The 18,190-nt window shown below is 60.9% G+C and carries 13 protein-coding genes; 10 read left to right on the plus strand and 3 right to left on the minus strand.

Going from position 1 to position 18,190, the window contains the following annotated elements:
- Positions 1-55 precede the first annotated feature (55 nt).
- The gene (locus tag ACM6JM_RS02810) at positions 56-394 is read left to right on the plus strand and encodes a hypothetical protein (RefSeq protein WP_039773037.1); all 339 of its coding nucleotides are present in this window, start codon (positions 56-58) and stop codon (positions 392-394) included.
- A gap of 159 nt (positions 395-553) precedes the next feature.
- On the opposite strand, the gene lapD is transcribed toward ACM6JM_RS02810, so the two are convergent.
- Complete coding sequence (gene lapD / locus ACM6JM_RS02815; RefSeq protein WP_085667620.1) at positions 554-2,500, minus strand: cyclic di-GMP receptor LapD; 1,947 nt, start codon at positions 2,498-2,500, stop codon at positions 554-556.
- Positions 2,501-2,514: 14 nt separating this feature from the next.
- Positions 2,515-3,207, minus strand: coding sequence for a cysteine protease LapG (lapG, locus tag ACM6JM_RS02820; RefSeq protein ID WP_007960234.1), 693 nt, complete (start codon positions 3,205-3,207; stop codon positions 2,515-2,517).
- 193 nt (positions 3,208-3,400) lie between these two features.
- On the opposite strand from lapG, the gene ACM6JM_RS02825 reads away from it, so the two are divergent.
- From ACM6JM_RS02825 to ACM6JM_RS02845, 5 genes are all read left to right on the plus strand, one after another.
- Positions 3,401-4,111 carry a GntR family transcriptional regulator gene (locus ACM6JM_RS02825; RefSeq protein WP_039773042.1) on the plus strand — a complete coding sequence of 237 codons (711 nt, stop codon included), beginning with the start codon at positions 3,401-3,403 and terminating at the stop codon, positions 4,109-4,111.
- 754 nt (positions 4,112-4,865) lie between these two features.
- Positions 4,866-5,639, plus strand: a complete 774-nt coding sequence (locus ACM6JM_RS02830; RefSeq protein ID WP_039773044.1) for a DUF3050 domain-containing protein — start codon at positions 4,866-4,868, stop codon at positions 5,637-5,639.
- Positions 5,636-6,565: a diiron oxygenase gene (locus tag ACM6JM_RS02835; protein ID WP_039773046.1), complete on the plus strand. Its 930-nt coding sequence runs from the start codon at positions 5,636-5,638 to the stop codon at positions 6,563-6,565. Before ACM6JM_RS02830 ends, ACM6JM_RS02835 begins: the two co-directional genes overlap by 4 nt.
- Before the next feature lie 13 nt (positions 6,566-6,578).
- Positions 6,579-9,968 (plus strand): amino acid adenylation domain-containing protein, encoded by a 3,390-nt coding sequence (locus ACM6JM_RS02840; protein WP_414881302.1) that lies wholly within the window; start codon positions 6,579-6,581, stop codon positions 9,966-9,968.
- 23 nt (positions 9,969-9,991) lie between these two features.
- Positions 9,992-10,459, plus strand: a complete 468-nt coding sequence (locus ACM6JM_RS02845) for an SRPBCC family protein (RefSeq protein ID WP_039773050.1) — start codon at positions 9,992-9,994, stop codon at positions 10,457-10,459.
- Positions 10,460-10,517: 58 nt separating this feature from the next.
- Here ACM6JM_RS02845 and ACM6JM_RS02850 read toward each other — a convergent pair whose 3' ends face one another.
- Positions 10,518-12,398, minus strand: coding sequence for a methyl-accepting chemotaxis protein (locus ACM6JM_RS02850; RefSeq protein WP_282475440.1), 1,881 nt, complete (start codon positions 12,396-12,398; stop codon positions 10,518-10,520).
- Between the two features lie 311 nt (positions 12,399-12,709).
- Here ACM6JM_RS02850 and ACM6JM_RS02855 point away from each other — a divergent pair, with 311 nt between their 5' ends.
- The 4 genes from ACM6JM_RS02855 (at position 12,710) to ACM6JM_RS02870 (ending at position 18,055) form a co-directional block, all read left to right on the plus strand.
- Entirely contained in the window at positions 12,710-13,210 is a 501-nt protein-coding gene (locus ACM6JM_RS02855) for a sigma-70 family RNA polymerase sigma factor (protein WP_414881303.1), read from the plus strand.
- The gene (locus ACM6JM_RS02860; RefSeq protein WP_414881304.1) at positions 13,210-14,211 is read left to right on the plus strand and encodes a FecR domain-containing protein; all 1,002 of its coding nucleotides are present in this window, start codon (positions 13,210-13,212) and stop codon (positions 14,209-14,211) included. Before ACM6JM_RS02855 ends, ACM6JM_RS02860 begins: the two co-directional genes overlap by 1 nt.
- Positions 14,212-14,298: 87 nt before the next feature.
- Entirely contained in the window at positions 14,299-16,800 is a 2,502-nt protein-coding gene (locus ACM6JM_RS02865; protein ID WP_414881305.1) for a TonB-dependent siderophore receptor, read from the plus strand.
- Positions 16,801-16,876: 76 nt separating this feature from the next.
- Entirely contained in the window at positions 16,877-18,055 is a 1,179-nt protein-coding gene (locus ACM6JM_RS02870) for a PepSY-associated TM helix domain-containing protein (protein ID WP_163973796.1), read from the plus strand.
- Positions 18,056-18,190 lie beyond the last annotated feature (135 nt).

Below are 18,190 nucleotides of genomic sequence, written 5' to 3' on the forward strand. Positions count from 1 at the left end.
GCAGTTGGCTATGCTGCTGACAGCATGACGCTGGTCCATTTCCGAGGGATGCTCAATGTTTTACGTGCAACGCGATGCGCAGGGTCAGTTGATTCGCGTGGAAGCTGCGGCCTACGCCGAGGCCACGGAAACGCTGCCGGCCGACCACCACGAAATCCAGGCCTGGTACGCCAACGAAGCCGTGGAGAACAGCCTCAAACAGCTCAAGCAGAGCGACCTGGAAATGATCCGGGTACTCGACGACCTGATTCAGGTGCTGACCCAGAAAGGCGTGATCCGCGTCACCGACCTGCCGCCGGCGGCCCAGGCCAAGTTGATGGACCGGACCCAGGCTCGGGAAGCGCTGGGCGGGTTGAGTCAGTTGATTGATGAGGATGAGGGCGGGTTGATCTAATCCAGGATCTTCGATGAAGTTTGATCGTTCCCACGCTCTGCGTGGGAATGCCGCCCATGACGCTCCGCGTCACAACGGTGTCTGACGCGACACCGACGGTGTGACTGGAACGCAGAGCGTCCCTTTGTGCATTCCCACGCAGAGCGTGGGAACGATCAGTCAGCCCCAGGGTTTTGGCTCACCGAACAGTTGCCCCTGAACCCCATACAACCCCATCTCGCGAATCACCGACAATTCCCCTTGCGTCTCGACCCGCTCGGCAATCAGCGGCAGATCGATGCTGTGCGCCGCACGCTGGATCGCCTCGATGAACAGACGCTTGTCGCTTTCCTGATCGATCGCCCGGATGTAGCTGCCATCGATCTTCAGGTACGCCAGCCCCAGCCGCGCCAGGTTGCCGATCATGCTGAAGCGTCCGCCGAAGCGCTGCAGGCTCAGGGAGAAACCGAGTTCACGCAGGCGCCGGGTCAATTGTTCCAGCACCGCTTGCTCCGGCAATTGTTCCTCGCCGATTTCCAGGGTCAGGCGCGCACCGAGGTTGGAATGCGCCCGCAGAATCTCGAACACTTTGTTCAACGCCTGCGGATCGGCGAGGGTCGCCGATGACAGGTTCAGCGCCAGCGATTCTTCATGGCCGGCCATCTGCTCCAGCACCTGCTCGAGCATCAACCGGTCCAGCCGTGCGGTCCAGCCGAAGCGCTCCAGCCACGGCAGGAAGCGTCCGGCTGGAATGGTCTGGCCCTGCTCGTCGAGCAAGCGCGACAGCACTTTGTAATGCAGCACCAGTTGCGTGTCCTGCGCCGCCACTACCGGCTGGAAGAACAGCTCGAAACGCCGCTGATTCAACGCCTGATCGAGCAAACGGTGCCAGGCGTGGTGATCGTCGCCGACCTCCGCCACCAGGCTCTGATCGAGGCACGCCCAGTTCTGCTCGCCCTGCCCTTCGGCCTGGGCCAGCGCCTGATCGCCGAGGCTGAGGACCGCTTGCGGCGAATCGCCGTGAGCGAACGGTGCCAGGCCGATAGAAGCCACGGCGGGCACGTCGGTGGCGCCTGTCGCGTGCAGGCTGCTCAACGCACTGTCGAGGCTCTGCGCCAGTTGCAGCGCTTCTTCACGGGTCAACCCCGGCGCCAGCACGGCGAATTCACCGCCGCGAATCCGGGTGACGAGGTTCTGGGTTTCCGGGTATTTGGCGCACTCGCGGGACAGTTGCTCGCCGACCGCTTTCAACAATTCATCGGTGCGCTGACCGCCGAGGCGCTGGTTGAGACCGGCCAGATCCTTGACCCGCAACAGCAGCAGATAACCGGAACTGGCCTGCTCCGGGTTGCTCACCCGCGCATTCAGCTGCATCTCGAAATAACGCCGGTTGGCCAGCCCCGTGAGGTTGTCCTGATAGGACTCGGTGCGCAGTTTTTCACTGCGTTCGGCCTGCTCCTGGAACAGCGCCTTGAGCTTCTCGACCATCTGGTTCATCGCCAGCACCACGCGGCGCAATTCAGGCGTGCGCGGCAGATCCGGCAGACTCAGGAACTCACGACGGGCGATGGCGTGGGATTGCTTGACCATGTAATCCAACGGCTTCAGTTGCCGGCGCAGCAACAGCGCACCCAGCACCGCACTCACCGCCCCGCAGACCAGCAACCAGCCAAGGCTGCCGAGCGCGCTCTGCCAGAGCTTGGCCAGGGCGAACATCGGGTGGCTGACCACCTCGACCCGCGCCGCCTGCTCCCAGCCACGGCTGACCAGCGCATCGCCACCGGCCGGTTCCAGGCCGATCAGTCTGACGAACCAGTCCGGCACGTTGGTGACCGCCGGAATTCCGTTGCGCTCGACAATGGTCTGGTCGGTCTTCAGATCGACCACGCGGATGCTCGAGTAATAACCGCTGTCGAAGATCGAGCTGACCAGCAACTCGACCATCGCCGGGTCATCGATGTTCGGCGTCAACGACAGCGCCAGCGCCGTGGCCGCATCCTGGGCGTGGGAGCGCAACTGGTTGACGTACTGGGTGCGCGAGCTCTCCAGACTGACCATGAAGCTGCCGGTGAAGGCGACCACCAGGAACAGACAGATAGCGATCAACAGCTGTTTGAACAAAGACATCTGAGCGCGTGCTCCTAGTTAGTCGTCTCGACCGGAAATCCTTCGGCCTGCATTTTCTTCAACACATCCTGCCAGCGTGACAGGCGTTTGGTGTCACCGACCTTCTTGTTGCCCTTGGCGCCCGGCAGGTACAGCCCTTCGGCATTGAAAGAGTAGACCGGCAGCAAATCGGTTCGCTCGGCGGCCGGCTTGATCGGGTCGATCAGGCTGTCGAGCACCAGCGGCATGGCGTCAGGGCTGGAATAGTAAGTCAGGACCATGTGCGCGCGGTTCTGGCGCAGGGCCTTGACGTAGGTGATGCGCAACTTGTCACTGGCCACACCGAGGTGGCGCAGGCTGAAATACTTGGCGATCGCATAGTCTTCGCAGTCGCCGGCGCCTTTCCACAAGGCTTCGATGGGGGTTTCCCAATAGTCGACCTCGTGCCACAGATCGATGTCTTCGACGTAGCGCATCTGTTTGTTGAAAAACAGGTTCACCACTTTGAGCTTTTCCATCTCGCTGACCTGCTTCTGCGTGGCCAGCAGATTCTGCCAGGCATCGATCCGCTGTTGCCCGGCGCCCAATGGCCCGTACAGTGCCGTGGCCTTGCGGCTGATCGCGGAAAAATCCCAATCGGCATGCAGACCGCCCAGCATGATGCCGGCCAGCAGCAGCGCGCAGGCAAGCCAGCGCGCAATCCGTGGGATTGCGAAACGTACCGCCAATGCAAGGCATCCAGGGCAGAGAGGAAAGCGCTTGATGGTGAAGGTTAGCCCAGCAAAAAACAATGGCACCATGAGATCATCGCTGCCGCGCTAAACTTCAGATGTGACAGGGTTCTTCTACACGGTTTGACAACCTGTAGAGCAATCACTAGTGTCCTTTGGATCCAAATCCGCAGTCATAGGGTGTGCAGTTGTGACCCAAAAGCCCAAGCCACTCCACAGCATCAAAGTCGACGGCCCGATTCCCGCGCATCTGGCGCGCTCGGTCATCGAAGAAACCCTGCGCGCCGCCATTCTCGACGGGCGCCTGCCCTGCGGCACCGCCGTGCGCCAGCAGGATCTGGCCGACCTGTTCGGTGTCAGCCGCATGCCGGTGCGCGAAGCCTTGCGCCAGCTCGAGGCCCAGGGCCTGCTGAACGTCACTGCCCACAAGGGCGCCGTGGTGGCGCCGCTGATCCAGGGTGACGCAACGGAAACCTATGAGCTGCGCATTCTGCTGGAGTCCGAAGCACTGCGCCAGTCGATCCCGCTGCTGACCCCGGTCGACCACGAACGCGCGGCCGGTTTCATCGAAGAACTGGAAAACGAACACGACTACACCGAAATCGGTCGGCTCAACCGTCTGTTTCACATGGCGCTTTACGGCAAGGCGCCCAATGGCCGACTGTTGCGGCTGGTGGAAGACGGCTTGAACGAAGAAGAGCGCTTCCTGCGCTTCAACCTCGAGGCCATGGGCCTGGGCAAAATCTCCCAGGACGATCACCGCGCGTTGTTGCAGGCGGTGAAAGAGCGTGACACCGCGCACGCCGTGACACTGCTGGAGCAGCACCTCAACCGCGGTGTCGAGGTCATCACCCGTTACCTCGCCAGCTCCGCCGGCCAAAGCCGCAAAGCGGCGCACTGAATCCTCCCTCCCGGGTGAGCCTCCACTCACCCGGCGAATAACCCGCTTACAAATCCCCCCACCCGTCACGGTCATTTGCCGTGGCACATCGACGCCTGCGCTCTAACCTCCCTTCTGCTTTGAACAGCCCGGAATTTGCACCGCAAGGAAGTCATTTTCGACGATAGCCGCGGCGCCGATTTACGCGCACCCTTGAATCGCCAACCCAATATAGAACGGGGACGCGCCGCCCCGGCAGCAGTCCCCGCACCAGGAACCTACGGAAGGAGCCTTGTCACGGGAACAGGAAGAAACGGCGCTCTTACAGCCCGACTTCATCCCCTCATATCAATTCGATTACTTAATTTTAAAGTTGCTTCGAGTGAGGCATTCACTCTTGTCGTTCAATTTTGGCCATTAAACGCCGAAAGGAGCAACTACGCCCAAATAAAACTTAACTTATAAGTTTTATCAGCCCCACTCATATTTCAAAAACAGCCAACTAAAAATAATTAAAAATAAACTTGTTAAGTTGTTTTGCGATGTATTAGTTTTTCTTCGCCGAGTTTGGATCCGAAATCACCAACCCGGCACAACCTTGCGCTACGGCCAGGTTCGCAGCGGTTTATCCGTCCGCTGCTGTCCCGGGCCCTTCAGACATTGCCTGTTTTCATCGAAACCGAATGAGGCTGTCGTTCGCCTGGAGAAACTTGCTCAACGTTGTTAGCGATTAATTGAGCAATCCTTATTCCCTATTAACCAGAGTCTCGCAACCATGCCAACTAAAGAGCAACTTACACTGAAGAAAGCCGAACTCAGCATTCATCCGATCTTCTCCGAGATCGATTCTTTGGCGACATTGCGCCGGTTCATGGAGTCCCATGTATTTGCCGTCTGGGACTTCATGTCGCTGACCAAACGCCTGCAGCAGGAACTGACTTGCACTCGCCTGCCGTGGTTACCGCCACGAGATCCGCACGCAGCAAGACTGATCAACGAAATCGTGCTCGGGGAAGAATCGGACGATCGGCTGTCACACGGGCATTACAGTCACTTCGAACTGTACCTCGATGCCATGCGCGAAGTCGGTGCGGACACGACAGCCGTGGAACGCTTCGTGACGCTGCAACAGGAAGGCGTGAGTTACGACGTCGCCCTGCAAAGCGTCGAGGTCGATCCGGCCGCTGCGCGGTTCGTCCGCGACACTTTGCACACCGCACTGCATGCACCCGGTCACAGCGTTGCCGCCGCCTTCCTGCACGGTCGCGAGAGCGTGATCCCGACCATGTTCCAGCGCATGCTCGATGCCTGGGGCATCGGCGTCGAGCAGGCGCCGACCTTCCGTTACTACCTGGAGCGACACATCGAAGTCGACTCCGAAGACCACGGCCCCGCCGCAGAACAACTGCTGGATCGACTGGTGGACGGCGATCCGCAGCGCGAAGCGGAGGTCTACGCCAGCGCCATCGCCGCCGTGGAAAGCCGCATCGCTCTGTGGGACGGCCTGCGCCTGAGCATGCGCGAACCGTTGGCGGAGGTGGCCCAATGAACGCCGCCGACTACCAGTCTTTCGCCGACGCCTGGGAAAGCCGCGCGACCATCCGCACCCGGCCACGCCGCGTGCTGGAGGACGACGCGCGGCTGATCTATCCGCTCAGCCGCCAGCCGTTGGTGCTCAGCGAAACCTTCCTGCGCGAATGCCCGCAGCAGCGTGATTTCGCCCTGGTGCAGACGCTGTACAAATTCATCAACGACGTGGTGATTTTCGAAACCGAGATCGTCGACAAGACCGCCCGCAGCATCGCCAAGAACCGCTTCGCCGTGGCCTTCCCGTTCGCCTGTCGCTACGACGCCATGACCGTGGTGGTGGACGAGGATTACCACGCGCTGGTGGCGATGGATTTCATGCAGCAGACCGTGGCCATGACCGGCATCGAGCCGATCGAGCTGCCGAATGAAATCGAACTGAGCCGGGCGATTCCGGCCGCCGTCGAACTGGCCCCGCAACACCTGCGCAGCGCCGTGGAGCTGATCTGCGTGGCCATCGCCGAAAACACTGTGACTGGCGATGTCGCGGCGTTCGCCCGGGACGACACGGTCAAGCCGTCGATCAAGGGCCTGATGGCCGACCACTTGCTCGACGAGGGCCGGCACTCGAGTTTCTGGGCGCGGATGGTGCGCATCTACTGGCACACCGCGAGTGATGCGGATCGCGACTGCATCGCGCAGATCCTGCCGGTGTTCATCGGCCATTACCTGACCAACGACATCCAGAAGGCCTTCGACCTGCGCCTGATCGACGCCCTGCCGGTCAACGATGCCACCCGCCGCGCACTGAAAGACGAGATGGCCGGGCTGGCCTTCCCGATCAATCGCCACCACCCGCTGGTGGGCAACATCGTGCGGTTTTTCCACAACAGTTCGCTGCTCGACACACCGTGCGTGCAGCACGCCCTGCGCGACTACCTGGTTTGACAAGGAGGCTGACATGAGACGTCTCGACATTTTGCTGAGGGGCCGTAGTCAGGCCTTGACCGACCTGACGCAGGAGCTCGAACAACACGGTCATTCGTTGCTGACGGAGGTTGCTCCGTCGGTGGATCTGGTGATCGATGACGGCAGTCTTGCGCCACAGGATTACGGCACGACAGCGCAGCTGAACTTGCGCCTGGGCATTGGTGCAACGGGCATCGGCAGATTGCCGGTGCTCGATCTGCTATGCCTCTGCAACTCGACGCTGCTGAGCCGCGTGCCCATCGCCGACGAACCGTCCGGCAATGGGCAGGCCCTGCGCCAGCGAACACTGGCGCAAGTGGTGGACGAAGTGGCGCTGCTGGTCAGCCGTTTTTCCCGCGATGCCGAGTATTTCCAGCACGCGACAGCGGCCCGTGCGCCGGACTTCGAGCTGGTGGAAAACCTGCTGTTCCTCGACAGCCTGGCTTACATCCATCGCCTCAATGCCACGGCCCATCCGGCCTTGCTGCAACAGGCGCAAATCCCGGTGATCGAGCGGCTGCAACAGAGTCTGATCGAACACGCGGAGCGCCCGGCGCTGCACCTCGCCGAGCAGTCGATCAGCTATCGCCAGTTGCATGATCACAGCCGTGCAATCCAGCAACGGTTGCTGACAATGCTGGAGACACAGCAGCAACCGTGGGTGGTGGGGATTTGTCTGCCGAAATGCGATGCGCTGTTTGCTTCGATCCTGGCGATTCTCGGCAGCGGTGCGGTGTACCTGCCGCTGGAGCCGAGCCATCCGCTTCAGCGCCAGCAGTACATTCTGGAAAACGCCGGGGCGGTGCTGTTGCTGCACGACGGCGAACACCCGCTGAGCGCTTCGATGCCGGGGCTGGATGTCTGCCGCATCGACCGCACTGACGTCGATCTGTCGCAACCGTTGGTTCGTCACCGGATCGAGCTCGGCGCGCCGTGCATGGCGCTCTACACCTCAGGCACCACCGGGCATCCGAAGGGTGTGCTGCTGAGTCAGGCAAACCTTGCCCACTTCACCGCGTGGTACGCCAGCTATGTGCAGTTGCGGGCCGAGAGCCGGGTGCTGCAGTTCTCGTCGCTGAGTTTTGACTCGTCGCTGATCGACATCTTCCCGACCCTGCTCGAAGGCGCGGAACTGGTGGTGCCCGATGACAACCAGCGGCGTGATCCGCTGCAACTGGTGGCGCTGATCCGCCGTCGGCAACTGACCCACGCGTTCCTGCCGCCGGCGCTGTTGAGCATCCTGCCGCTGGAGCAACTGCAAAACGTCGGGCAGATCATGACCGGCGGCGACGTCTGCGAGCCGTTCGTGATCGAGCAACTGACGCGCCAGGGCAAGCTGCATAACCTCTACGGTCCGACCGAAGCCACGGTGCTGATCACCGCGCGACAACTGCAACCGGGGGACAGCAATCGCACCCTCGGCGGGCCGATTGCCAACAGTCAGGTACTGATCCTCGATGACGATCTGCAACCGGTGCCGGAGCAAACCGTGGGCGAACTGTTCATCGTCGGCCCCGGCGTTTGCCTGGGTTACCTGAACAATCCACAGCAGACGGCGGAGCGCTATCTGGACCTGGAGTTGCCGGACGGCCAACGTCTGCGCGCCTACCGCAGCGGCGACATGGCCAAGTGGGGCGAGGATGGCATCGAGCTGTGCGGACGCCGCGACAATCAGGTGAAGATTCGCGGCTTCCGGGTCGAGCCGGAAGAGATCGAACGGTGCCTGCGCGAGAGTCAGCTGTATCGGCAGATCGCCGTGGTGATCGACAGTCAGCGACGGATTCTGGCGTTCCTTGCCCAGCCGCAATCGGATGCCGCGCGCGAGTCGTTGAAAGCTCACGCGCAGCAGTTTTTGCCTGACTACATGCAACCGGTGGCGTGGACGGAACTGCCGAACATGCCGTTCGCCGCCAACGGCAAAGTCGACCGAAAAGCCTTGCTGGAGTTGCCGGTCAGCGTGCAGGACAGCGGCCCGAAATGCCTGCCGGCCAACGCCGAAGAAGCGCTGCTGTTGGAGATCTGGGGCGAGTTGCTGGAGCTGCCGACCAGCGACATTTCCACCGACGAAAGTTTCTTCAATCTCGGCGGTCACTCGATTCTGCTGTCACGCATGCTCCTGCGTCTGCGGGAGGAATTCGGCCGCAGCATTTCGATCAACCGCTTCATCGAACTGCCGACCATCGCCAAGCTCGCCACGCTGGTGCGCGGCACCGACGACAGCGCGGTGCTCAGCGCCCAGGCAATGGCCGACGCCGAGCGAGCGCTGGACATCGAGCCGCTGCCGATCAGCCGCATGGGCGATGTGCACAAGGTGATCGTCACCGGCGCCAACAGTTTTGTCGGCGTGCATATCGTCGAGGCGCTGCTGGGATGGGGCGCCAGCGAGGTGGCGTGCCTGGTGCGCGACGGCGGCGGGCAAACCGCGGCGCAGCGCTTTGCCCAAGCGCTGCGAGAGAACCGGCTGGAGCATCTGGACCAGAGCCGGGTGCGGGTCTATTCGGCGGACATCAGCCGGCCGCAACTGGGCTTGGCCGATGACGATTTCGAGCGGCTGGATCGTGAATTCGGCGCGCTGGTGCACAACGCTGCCAACGTCAATCACGTACTCGACTACGAGTCGCTGGCGGCGGACAACGTCGAGCCGATTTTCGAACTGCTGCGGCTGTGCGAAGGGCGCAGCAAAAAGGTGTTCAATTTCGTCTCGACGCTGTCGGCCTCCAGCACCGTCGACGACGCAGGCCGGGTGCTGGAACTGCCCGCCGCACCGACGCCGCCGATCTACATCCGCAACGGCTACAACCTGTCGAAATGGGTCGGCGAGCGCATCCTCGAACGGGCCCGGGAGCGTGGGGTGCGGGTCAATCTGTACCGGCCCGGCAACATCAGTTTCAACAGCCTCAGCGGTGTCTGTCAGCCGCACAAGAACCGTTTGATGCTGATGCTCAAGGGCTCGATCCAGCTGGGTCAGGTGCCGGCCTTCGCGCTGAATTTCGACCTGATGCCGGTGGACTTTCTTGCCCGTTTCATCGCCTTCCACGCCAGCCGTTATTCGGCCGAACGGGCGGTGTTCAACCTGCACAACCCGGAGCCTCTGAGCTGGGATGCCTACGTCGCGTCGTTCCGCGAAACCGGCAGCGAGTTTTCGCTGGTCAGCGTCGCCGACTGGCAACAACAACTGGACCGGGTCGATGCCGACAACGCGCTGTTCGGCGTGCTCGGTTTTTACCTCAACGGCTTCGAGGAAGACATCGGCGACATCTCCCTGATCGGCCACGCCAACGCCCAGGCCGGCGTGCAGCAGATGGGCGCGCACTACCCGGAAAAATCCCCGGCGCTGCTGCGTCGCGGCTGCGACTACCTGAAAGAAATCAACTTCATCTGACTCATCAACCAAGGAGCAACACCATGAGCAATCTTCAACCCGACACCCTGATCAAAAACCCTCACGGCTGCCACGTCGTGTCTTCGGTGGAAGTACCGGTGGACGCCAGGCAAGTGTGGGCAGTGGTCGGTAAATTCGACGGTTTCGACCGTTTCATTCCGGCGCTGTCGCACATTGAAATGACCGGCGAAGGCGTGTCGTCGCTGCGCAAGAAGTTCTTCAAGGATGGCAACATCGTGGTCGAGCAACTCAACTCCCGGGACGACCAGGCGCTGAGCATGACCTGGACCACCATCTACAACACCCTGGGCGTGGCCAATCTGTGGGCGGCGATGAATGTGGAATCTTTGGGCGCGGGCAAGTCGCGGGCGACCTGGACGATCATTGCCGAACCGGCCAGCGGTGGGCCCGAGGCACTGCCGGGGTTCAAGGATTTCGTGCAGGGGTTTGCCGATGACGCGATGGGCAATGTGCTGAAGCTGTTTGTGTAAGGCATGAAAAAGCCCGCTGCGGATCACTCCGCAGCGGGCTTCTTTTTAGCACACCCGATCAGATCTTGAAGCTGTCGACCAGCTGTTTCAAACGGTTGGCCTGCTGCGACAACGCATCGCAATCCTTCAACGTTTCATTGAGGTTGGCCACGCTCTGCTGGTTCAGCAGGTTGATCTGGTTGACGTCGACGTTGAGGGTTTCCACCACGGCAGTCTGTTCCTCGGTAGCGGCGGCCACCGACTGGTTCATGCCGTCGATTTCGCCGATGCGCTGGGTCACGCTGACCAGGCGCAGACCGGCCTGGTTCGCCACTTCAACGGTCTCCTCGCTGGACGCCTGACTGGCGTTCATGGTGGTCACCGCTTCGCGGGAGCCGACCTGCAGCGAAGTGATCATCTTGTGGATCTCTTCCGCCGACTCCTGGGTGCGGTGAGCGAGGTTACGCACTTCGTCCGCCACCACCGCAAAACCGCGTCCGGCTTCACCGGCACGGGCCGCTTCGATGGCCGCGTTGAGCGCCAGCAGGTTGGTCTGCTGGGAGATGCCTTTGATCACATCGAGAATGTGGCCGATGTTGTCGGTGCTCGCGTTCAGGGTTTCGATCTGGGTGCACGACAGGCTGATCTTCTGCGACAGCTCGGTCATGGCCTGAATCGTCTGCTCGACCACCTGACGACCGTCATCGGCCTGCTCGCTCGCGCCGCTGGCGTGTTGCGAAGCGTCGGCGGCGTTGCGGGCGATTTCCTGAGTGGCGGCACCCAGTTGATTGATCGCGGCGGCCACGCTGTTGGTGCGCGCGCTTTGCTCGTCGGAACCGATGATCGAGGCGTTGGACGATGCCATCACCCGTTGCGACAGGTCGTGTACGTGGCGAGTCGCGGAAGACACTTCGGAAATGGACGCGTGAATCCGCTCCACGAACTGGTTGAACGAACTGCCCAGCTCACCGAACTCGTCCTTGCTTTCCACTACCAGGCGGCGAGTCAGGTCACCTTCACCCTGAGCGATGTCCTGCATCGCGCGGCCCATAGTGATCAGCGGACGCATCAGGACGGTGATCAGCAGGCTCAGGAAGACTGCAATCGCGCCCACCGCGACGAACATCGCGATCACTGCCGAAGTACGGAACTGGCTGAGTGCGGCGTAGGCCTTGTCGCGATCGATCGACAGACCGATGTACCACTCGGCATTCGGCAGACCGGTCACCGGGGTGAACGACAGGATGCGCTCCTGACCGTTGAGCACCACGTTCTGATTGCCCTTCTCGATGCGCACACCGGCGTTCGGGTAGATGTCCTTGAGGTTCTTCATCACCTGGTCTTTGTCCGGGCTGACGATTACCTGACCGTCACCGCTGACCAGGAACGCGTGGCCCAGGCCACCGAAGTCCACCGAGTTGATGATCTTCACCAGGGTTTCCAGGCTCAGGTCACCGCCCACTACGCCAAGCAGCTCGCCGTTCTTTTTCACCGGCATGGCGATGGTCACCACCAGACCGCCGACGGCAGCCATGTATGGCGGGGTCAGCATGGTCTGGTCAGCGGCCACGGCCTGCTTGTACCAGGGGCGCTGACGCGGGTCGTAGCCGTCCGGCATCTTCGCGTCAGGGCGCTGGGTGAACACACCGTTGGCCTGGCCGACGTAGGTGAACTGGAAGTTCGAGGTGAAGGCCGGTTGATCGACCAGCCCCGGGAAGTCGGCATTCTTGCCTTGATGGGCGACGTTCTGCGCGAGGTTTTCCAGCACCAGAATCCGCCCGCTCATCCAGTTCTGCACACTGCTGGCGGTCAGGTCACCGGCCTGCTGGACCGAGGACTGGAGGTTCTGGCGAATGGTGTTTCGCTGCAGATAGTCGTTGTACAAAGTGAACAGCGCGAACGCCAGGACCACGACGCCCGAGGCGGCCAGCAGGATTTTATGGCTGAACTTGAGATTCATTTCATGGGACTTCTTATGCGAAAAGTGGGGATGCGTTCCGGATGCAACATTCCATGTACAGCGCAGGCAGCGTTCTGACGGCTGCTCTACTTTGGTGCACGCATGTCTCACCAGTCTGTCGGCACGCTTTGGAGAAAACTTAGGGCTTTGCAGGAAATGGACGGCATTTCTGTCAGATTCCCGCCGGACGGCGTATTAGAGCGGTCGCCTCTGCTTTTTTGATGAGCGTTTTGCAGCGCCGGTTGCAAATTCTGTAACCCTTGATGACAATGCGACTAATTATCATTTGTGACGTTCGGGCTGTCGCGTTCATGTCCTCACCTGAGTTGGCTGTACAGGCGCTTTACACGAGTCATCACGGCTGGCTCAACGGCTGGTTGCGCGCTCGGCTGGGCAATGCTGCCGATGCGGCGGATCTGGCCCAGGACACCTTCGTTCGACTGTTGCAGCGCACCGAGCGCCTGGAACTCAAGGCACCCCGCGCGTTTTTACGCACAGTTGCCCGAGGGCTGGTGATCGATCATTGGCGCCGTGAAGAAATTGAACGCGCCTATCTGGAAACCATCGCCCATTTGCCTGAAGCCGAAACCCCGAGTGCCGAATCCCGCGCCTTGGTGATCGAACTGCTCGAGGGCATCGCCCGCCTGCTTGAAGGCTTGAAGCCAAAAGTGCGTCAGGCGTTTCTGCTGGCGCAGTGCGAAGGTTTGACCCACAAGCAGATCGCCGAGCAAATGGGCCTGTCCCTGCGCTCGGTAGAACGCTACGTCGCCGACGCCCTGTTTCACTGCTACGTGCTGCGGTACGAAAACTGATGCCGGTGGATAACCTCTCGCTTGGCCGACGCGCCGAGCCACCGCAGCAAGTCGTCCGACAGGCCATTCACTGGCTCCTGCGCCTGCGTAATAACAACGGCAACCCGCGCCTGAATCGCCAGTGCGAACAATGGCGCGCCGAGCACCATGATCACGAACTGGCCTGGCAACGGGTGCAGTCTCTGCAAGCCGAACTGACCCACAATCTGCGCGCCGTGCCCGGTGCGCAGGTGGCATTCAACACGCTGGAAAACAGTGCGCAGGGGCTGGGGCGACGTCAGGCATTGAAGCTGTTGTCCGGCGCGCTGCTGATGGGCTCGGCGGGATGGCTGGCCAAAGACACGTCCGTCTGGCAACAGTGGAGCGCCGACTACGCCACCGCTACCGGCGAACGCCGTGGCTTCCAGTTGCCGGACGGCACGCGGATCGAACTCAACACCGCCAGCAGCGTGGATCTCGATTACACCGCGCAACAACGGCTGATCAAGCTGACCCGTGGCGAAATCATCGTCACCTGTGGCGGTGCCGATGAAGGTGCGCCGATTGACCGACCGCTGCGAGTGCAGAGCCGTCATGGCAGTTACGAGCCGTTCAAGGCGCGATTCATTCTGCGCCAGGAAGAGAGTTGCACGCGCCTGAGCGTCACCAGTGGCCGGGTCGCGATTCACTCCGCTGGCAACTCGACGGAGGCCATCGCCGGTCAGAGCTATCTGATCGATCACCATCAAATTCGCCCGGCGCCGCCGTTGGACATGGATGCCGGTGCCTGGGTCGACGGGCTGATCGTGACCCGCAACATGCGGCTGGGCGACTTCCTCGGCGAAGTCGGGCGGTATCGTCAGGGATTTCTGAGCTGTGCGTCGGATATTGCGGATTTGCGTCTGTCCGGCGTGTTCCGTCTTGAGGACACCGACAAGCTGCTGGCGATCCTGCCGCAGACCCTGCCGGTGCAATTGCGCTACCGCACCCGTTGGTGGGTGACGCTGGAGTCTGTGGCCTGAAAGTATTTTGGCGGGTTTTCGCGGCAAGTCCGGCTTAGTCAGTAAGCACTTCAACTCAGCCTTCGCGACTGCCTACGGAAACCTACAATGACTGCGCGCGTTACCTGTAAGACCCCTCTGAATTTCTCTGCCGAATCGGGAGTGTTGCGCCACGCCGTTCGGGCGGCGCTGTTTTCTACTGCACTGGGCGTTGGCGTGTTGCCGAGCCTGAGCATGGCGGCCAATGCCAGCGAGGTCAGCAGCCACCGCTACAACATCGCCGCCGGACCGCTGGGCGATGCGCTCAACCAGTTCGCGCGTGAGGCGGGCATCACGTTGTCGATGACGCCGCAGCAAACCCAGGGCCGGCAGTCACCGGGTGTGCAGGGCGAGTACTCGACCGATCAGGCCTTGAGCCATTTGCTCGACGGCGCGGGCCTGGAAGCGATCAGCCAGGACGGCAGCAGCTATGTGTTGCGCTCGGTTGCAGGAACCGAAGCGCTGGCCCTGCCGACCACCGACATCAAAGGCTTCGCCCTCGGCAACGCGCTGGGCAGCATGGACGGCTACAACGCGACGCACAGCCAGATCGCCACCAAGACCAGTACCGCGCTGCTGGAAACCTCGCAAAGTGTGTCAGTAGTCACCCGTGATCAAATGGATGACCAAGGCTCGCAAACCGTGTCCCAAGCCATGCGTTACTCCCCCGGCGTACTGACCAACCCTTACGGCGCGACGCACCGTTACGACTATGTGGCGATGCGCGGCTTCAACGACGGTTCGGTGGATAACATCTACCTCGACGGCCTCAAGTCGATGGGCGACAGCGGCACCTACAGCACGATGCAGGTCGATCCTTATTTCCTCGAGCGCGTCGATATTCTGAAGGGCCCGTCGTCGGTGCTCTACGGCCGCAGCTCGCCGGGCGGTCTGGTGGCGCTGACCAGCAAGAAGCCGCTGTACGAGGCCTATCACCAGGTACAAGCCACCGTGGGTACTCAGGGCCAACGTGGTGTCGGTTTTGACTTCAGCGGACCGGTCGATGACGACAAGCGCATCGCCTATCGTCTGATCGGATTGACGGATCAGTCCGACACGCAATTCGACCACAACAAGGAAAAGCGCTTCGCCCTCGCGCCAACCGTCAGCATCGATTTCAGCGAGGACACGTCGCTGACTCTGCAAGCGTATCTGCAGCATGACCCGGACGGCGGCTATCACGGTGGCGTGCCGGCCGACGGCACGATTCATCAGCGCAACGGTAATCGTATCTCGCCGCACTTCTTCGAAGGCGAGCCGGGCATTGACGGTTACTCCCGTGATCAGCAGTCGTTCGGTTACCAGTTCGAACACCGCTTCAACGACGTCTTCACCGCGCGGCAGAACTTCCGCTACCTCGACTCCAAAGTGAACATGGATCAGGTGTACGCCTATGGCTGGACGTCGCCGACCAGCAACGAACTGAATCGCTACTACACCGGCGGTGACGAGCGCCTCCATGCGTTCATCGTCGATAACATGCTCCAGGCCGAATTCTTCACCGGCGCAACCAAGCACACAGTGCTGATGGGGGCGGATTACCAGCGACGCAAAACCGTGGTCGACTGGACCAGTGGCGGCCTGGCGCCGATCAACGCGTTCAACCCGGTGTATGGCAATTCGGCTATTACGCCGTACGGCGAGACAAGCTATCTGCGGCGCCTGGAGCAGACCGGCGTTTACCTGCAAGACCTGATCGAGATGGACAAGTGGCGCTTCTCGCTGGGACTGCGCCAGGACTGGGTGGAAACCTCCGACGAAAACCGCATCGCCGAAGCGGGCCGTCCGGTCGGCACCGAGATCAATGATCGACGCACCAAGCTCACCGGCCGTGCCGGCGCGCTGTATCTGTTCGATAACGGCCTCGCACCGTACGTCAGCTATTCCGAGTCGTTCAACCCGAACTCCTACGCGGACAGCGCCGGCAATCCTCTCGCACCGACCGATGGAACGCAGTGGGAAATGGGCTTGAAGTATCAGCCGCCGGGTACTGACAACCTGTTCACCGCCTCGTTGTTCCGCATCGATCAGGAAAACCTGGCGACCAAACTGCCGCAGGAAAACTTCTATCGCGCTGTAGGCGCTGTTCGCTCTCAGGGTCTGGAACTGGAAGCGCACATGCAGTTGACCGACAACCTGAAAGTCCTCGGCAGCTATACCTTCACCGACATTGAATACTCGAAGTCGATGACCAGCACCTTGAGCACACCGACCAATGTGATCGAGAACAAAGGCAACTCGCCAACCCAGGCACCGCGGCACATGGCATCGCTGTGGGCCGACTACAAGTTCGACAGCGCGGCACTCGACGGGCTGCGACTGGGCGGTGGTGTGCGTTATGTCGGCTATAGCTGGGCGGATGCAGAGAACACCATGAAGGTGCCGTCCTACACGTTGTTCGACGCATCGATTGGCTATGACCTCGGCAAGGTTGGTCTGAAGGGTGTCGACGTACGCCTGAATGCGAACAATCTGACCAACGAATCCTACGTGGCCTCCTGCGCCAGCCTGGACTTCTGCTACATGGGCGAAGAGCGCAACGTCGCCGCCACGGTCAGTTACCAGTTCTAAGCCTTTGTCTTGTGCATAAAAAAGCCAGCCCCTGATTTCAGGGGCTGGCTTTGTCGTATCTGTAGGGGAAATTTTCATGCGTTCGTTTCTGGTTTTATTGCACCGGTATATCGGGTTGGCCACGGCGGTTTTTCTGCTGCTGGCGGGGATTACCGGGAGCATTCTGGCGTTCAACCATGAGCTGGATGAGTGGTTGAATCCGGAGTTTTACGCTGCCTCGGCCGAGGGGGAGCGTCTGCCGCCAGGTGCGCTGGTTGATGCGGTGCAATCGGCCCATCCGAAGTTGCAGGTCTGGTACATGGAGTACCCGAACGAGGCAGGCCACACGGCATTACTGGCGGCAGTTCCGCGGAATGATCCGGCGACGGGTGAACCGTTTAAAGAACGCAATCAGGTGCTCTACCTCGATCCGGTCAGTGGCGAGCAAAAAGGCCAGCGTTACTGGGGCGAGTGCTGTTTTCAGCGTGAGAACTTCGTTCCGTTCATTCTCGAGTTTCACTACAACCTGACACTCCCCGGTAACTGGGGTTTGCTGCTGATGGGGTTGGTGGCCATAGCCTGGGTGATCGACTGCTTAATCGCCCTCTGGCTGACATTGCCGCGGGGGAAACCGTTCTGGAAGAAGTGGTCGAGCGCCTGGAAGATCAAGGGCGGCCATGCGTATCGACTCAACTTCGATCTGCATCGGGCAGGGGGCTTGTGGCTGTGGTTGTTATTGCTGCCGATAGCCGTCAGCAGCGTGGCGATGAACCTGCCGAGCCAGGTTTTCAAACCGGTGGTGTCGTTGTTTTCTTCGATTGAACCGAGCGTGTATGAGGCCCGAGGGCGAATGCCGGCCGAAGAGCTGGGGATCACCCGATTGAGTTATCAACAGGCGTACGAAAGGGCACAGCAGGAGGGAAAAAGGTTGGGGCTGACAGCAGCGATCGGCGAGTTGTATTACAGCTTTGAATACAACTTTTACGGTGCGGGATTTGGACAGCATGACACCGAGGCCCACGGCAAATCCTGGTTATTCTTCCACGGTACTGACGGACGATTATTGGGGCAGGAGATCGCAGGAGAAGGGACGTTGGGAGAGCGGTTTTATCGGTTGCAGTTGCCGATACATGGGGGGCGGATCATAGGCTTCACCGGACAAGTGATGATCGCAGTATTGGGTGTTCTGATTGCGGGGTTGTCGGGGACTGGCGTCTACATCTGGTGGCGCAAATGGCAGGCTCGTCGGAGCAGCAAGACGCGCAGAGCTGTTTGAAGATCAGACTTTTATGGGCTCTGAAACGACAAAACCCCTGTCTGCATTAGCAGACAGGGGTTTCGGAATTCAATCTTGACGATGACCTACTCTCACATGGGGAAACCCCACACTACCATCGGCGATGCATCGTTT

Source organism: Pseudomonas sp. IT-P2, assembly GCF_949767575.1.
Lineage (GTDB): Bacteria > Pseudomonadota > Gammaproteobacteria > Pseudomonadales > Pseudomonadaceae > Aquipseudomonas > Aquipseudomonas pharyngis.

Excerpts from the sequence above, each read along its gene's own strand:
- ACM6JM_RS02810 (WP_039773037.1), top strand. The coding sequence starts at position 56 with ATGTTTTACGTGCAACGCGATGCGCAGGGTCAGTTGATTCGCGTGGAA.
- lapD (WP_085667620.1), bottom strand. The coding sequence starts at position 2,500 with ATGTCTTTGTTCAAACAGCTGTTGATCGCTATCTGTCTGTTCCTGGTG.
- ACM6JM_RS02830 (WP_039773044.1), top strand. The coding sequence starts at position 4,866 with ATGCCAACTAAAGAGCAACTTACACTGAAGAAAGCCGAACTCAGCATT.
- ACM6JM_RS02835 (WP_039773046.1), top strand. The coding sequence starts at position 5,636 with ATGAACGCCGCCGACTACCAGTCTTTCGCCGACGCCTGGGAAAGCCGC.
- ACM6JM_RS02840 (WP_414881302.1), top strand. The coding sequence starts at position 6,579 with ATGAGACGTCTCGACATTTTGCTGAGGGGCCGTAGTCAGGCCTTGACC.
- ACM6JM_RS02845 (WP_039773050.1), top strand. The coding sequence starts at position 9,992 with ATGAGCAATCTTCAACCCGACACCCTGATCAAAAACCCTCACGGCTGC.
- ACM6JM_RS02850 (WP_282475440.1), bottom strand. The coding sequence starts at position 12,398 with ATGAATCTCAAGTTCAGCCATAAAATCCTGCTGGCCGCCTCGGGCGTC.
- ACM6JM_RS02855 (WP_414881303.1), top strand. The coding sequence starts at position 12,710 with ATGTCCTCACCTGAGTTGGCTGTACAGGCGCTTTACACGAGTCATCAC.
- ACM6JM_RS02860 (WP_414881304.1), top strand. The coding sequence starts at position 13,210 with ATGCCGGTGGATAACCTCTCGCTTGGCCGACGCGCCGAGCCACCGCAG.
- ACM6JM_RS02865 (WP_414881305.1), top strand. The coding sequence starts at position 14,299 with ATGACTGCGCGCGTTACCTGTAAGACCCCTCTGAATTTCTCTGCCGAA.
- ACM6JM_RS02870 (WP_163973796.1), top strand. The coding sequence starts at position 16,877 with ATGCGTTCGTTTCTGGTTTTATTGCACCGGTATATCGGGTTGGCCACG.